The sequence below is a fragment of the Asticcacaulis sp. genome, assembly GCF_027484505.1.
Taxonomy (GTDB): Bacteria; Pseudomonadota; Alphaproteobacteria; order Caulobacterales; family Caulobacteraceae; genus Asticcacaulis.
Genome location: NZ_JAIXSV010000334.1, coordinates 1 through 2,832, shown reverse-complemented (window position 1 = coordinate 2,832; position 2,832 = coordinate 1). Strand labels below are relative to the sequence as shown.

The 2,832-nt window shown below is 62.4% G+C and carries 3 protein-coding genes; 2 read left to right on the top strand and 1 reads right to left on the bottom strand.

All coding sequences use genetic code 11. From position 1 onward, the window contains the following. Window positions 1-228 (top strand): hypothetical protein (locus Q0072_RS19635; protein WP_298333338.1); only part of this gene is annotated, 228 nt, incomplete at its 5' end. Between the two features lie 190 nt (window positions 229-418). Further along, the gene (locus Q0072_RS19630) at window positions 419-1,138 is read left to right on the top strand and encodes a CVNH domain-containing protein (protein ID WP_298333336.1); all 720 of its coding nucleotides are present in this window, start codon (window positions 419-421) and stop codon (window positions 1,136-1,138) included. 122 nt (window positions 1,139-1,260) lie between these two features. Here the strand turns inward: Q0072_RS19630 and Q0072_RS19625 are convergent, their stop codons facing one another. Next, complete coding sequence (locus tag Q0072_RS19625; RefSeq protein ID WP_298333334.1) at window positions 1,261-2,472, bottom strand: nitrate/nitrite transporter; 1,212 nt, start codon at window positions 2,470-2,472, stop codon at window positions 1,261-1,263. Window positions 2,473-2,832 lie beyond the last annotated feature (360 nt).

Genomic DNA, 2,832 nt, shown 5'->3' with positions numbered 1-2,832 from the left:
TCGACCTTTGATGAACAGATGCGCGCCGAAGGCCCGCCGCCTCCGCCCATGGAGGCGTTTGCTCAGACCTCTGAAAGCGAAGACACGGCATCATCGGCGACAGATACCACCGTTGATGACGGCACGGCGGCCAAGCTGGCGGCGCTGACGGCTCAGTGGATGCAATCCATGGCGGCCGTGCTGGCGGAACAGGCAAAGACCCAGACGTCCGTATCGGTCGCGGCCTAAAGCGCATTCCGAAAAGTGTGTAACGGTTTTCGGAATCAAATGCGCGACCAAACAAAACGTTAGAGCAGGATTTCGATTTGACCTGAACGAAATCCGCTCTAGTCGGACGCGGGCAGGTAGAAGACCTGCCCGTTCAGCTACGGTTCAGAAACAGAGGCGCTTGATAAGCTCACAACACGGAGAAAACCCCATGCGCCGCCTGATTTCCCTTTTTGCCCTTACTCTGATCTGTGGCCTGTCCGCCGGGGCCGCCTCGGCTCAGGACAGCTATGGTGGCGGTCGCTGGCAGGATGGTGACGATGACCGTCGTTGGGGTGGTTTGCCGTCTGGCTCTTACCGCGAAAGCTGCCGGGATATTGAACTGCGGGGGGATGTGCTGTCGGCGCGCTGCCGCGCCAAGAGCGGCTATTATAACTATACGACCCTGTCCTTGCGCGATTGCCGCGGCGGTTCTGTCGAAAACGACCGGGGCAACCTGCGCTGCGAAGGCGGCCGGTACGGCGGTGACTGGGGTGGCGGAGGCGGCTGGAACGACAGCCGTCTGCCCGAAGGCAACTATCTGCAAACCTGCCGCGATATCCGGGTGGAAGGTGACCGGCTGACGGCGCGCTGCCGCATGCGCGAAGGTGGCTATAGCTACACGGATATCCGCCTGCGTGAATGCCGCGGCGGGCGCGTTGAAAACCTCAATGGCACTCTGCAATGCGAAGGCGCCGGCTATAGCGGCGGGCGTCTGCCTTCAGGCAATTACCGCGATACCTGCCGCGACATCTCGCTCCAGGGGGACCGTCTGACGGCGCGTTGCCGCGACAAATGGGGCGATTACCGCCTGACGGCGCTGTCGTTAAGCGATTGCAATGGCCGACAGGTCGAAAACAGCAATGGCAATCTGGTTTGCCGCGGCTGGTAAAAGAAAAGAGGCCGGGCGTCGGACCCGGCCTCTCGCTTTTACTGAAAGGTTTCCGCGATTTGTGCGGTGGTCGGCCCGCCGCCGTACGTGTTGGGGCCCTCGGTGCCTTTCAGTGTCATCAACTATATCCGTACATTCTCAAGCGCACCGCCCCAGGTGGTGCGCCAGCGGCGCTTGATCAGGGTCAGGCCGCCAAAGGCGATCAGGGCCAGCGCCGCAAAGCCAATCAGGCCCGGTTGATAGGAGCCCAGCGCCTGTTTCGACAGGCCCAGACTGGTGGCCAGATAGAAGCCGCCGATGCCGCCAAACATGCCGACAAGGCCGGTCATCACGCCGATTTCGGTGCGAAAACGCTGCGGCACCAGTTGGAAGACCGCCCCATTGGCCATGCCCAGCGCGCCCATACCGACGATCAGGAACAACAGCGCGGTGAATTCGGTCGGCAGGCGGAAGCTGATGATGATGAGGGCAATCGCCGCGACCACGTACATGATCGACAGGGTGCGGATGCCGCCGATGCGGTCGGCAACGCTGCCCCCCACCGGCCGGAACAGCGAACCGGCAAAGACGCAAGCCGCGGTGAAAAAGCCGGCCTTCACCGGATCGAGGCCGTATTCCGTGTTGAAATAGATGTTGAGCGAGGAACTGAGGCCCACAAAGCCACCAAAGGACACGCCGTAGAACAGCAGGAACCACCAGGCGTCCTGTTGTTTGAGGACGCCGAAATACTGATCCAGACGCTTGGGCGCGGGCGGATTGGGCGCGTCCTTGGCAAACAGCAGGTAGAAAATAAAAGCGGCGATCAGGGGCAGGGTCGCCAGACCGAAGACGGTGCTCCAGCCAAACGCCTTAGCCAGCGACGGCGCAAACAGCGAGGCGAACACCGTGCCGGAATTGCCCGCACCGGCAATGCCCAGTGCCACGCCCTGATACTGCGGCGGATACCAGCGCGACGCCAGAGGCAGGGCGACCGCAAAAGACGCACCGGCGACGCCCAGCACGCCGGCCAGCATCAGCACACCGGCATAGGAGTCGATTTTCAGCACAAAGGCCGCCAGCAGCCCGCCAATAACGATGGCCTGAGCGATCGCCCCCGTCGTCTTGGGGCCGATACGATCGACCATCACCCCCGCCACCAGCCGCAGCAAGGCCCCGGTCAGGATGGGCACGGCGACCATGAAGCCCTTTTGCGCCGGGGTGAGGCCCAGATCGCTGGCGATCTGCACGCCCAGCGCGCCCAGCAGCACCCAGACCATGAAGCTCATGTCGAAATAGAGAAAGGCCGAGACCAGCGTAGGCGCGTGTCCGGCTTTGAGGAAGTCCTTGGAAATCATGGATAAACCTGCGGCGTCGATCCGGGCAGCTCAACGACCGCCGCGGCAATGGGGAGACTTTTTTCGGTGAAGACGACGGTCCGGTTCGTTCCGGAGGCTGACCGCCGTTGGCCAGTTCCCCAATCGCTACCCAAAGGCTAAGTCACACAGGCAGACCCTGTCAAGGCGCGATTTTGCGTTGCGGGAATGGCCAAATTTTTCGCTTGCGCCCGGCGGCAGGTTGGCATTAGCCGTAAGAGCAGACTCGACGCCCCGCAGCGCGGTGGGGCGTACCCGATACCCTTTCCCTGCCGGATAATTCCCCGTGAATGTGCTGATCATCGACCCCGACGACGCGCGTGCGGCCCTTGTGGCTGAGGG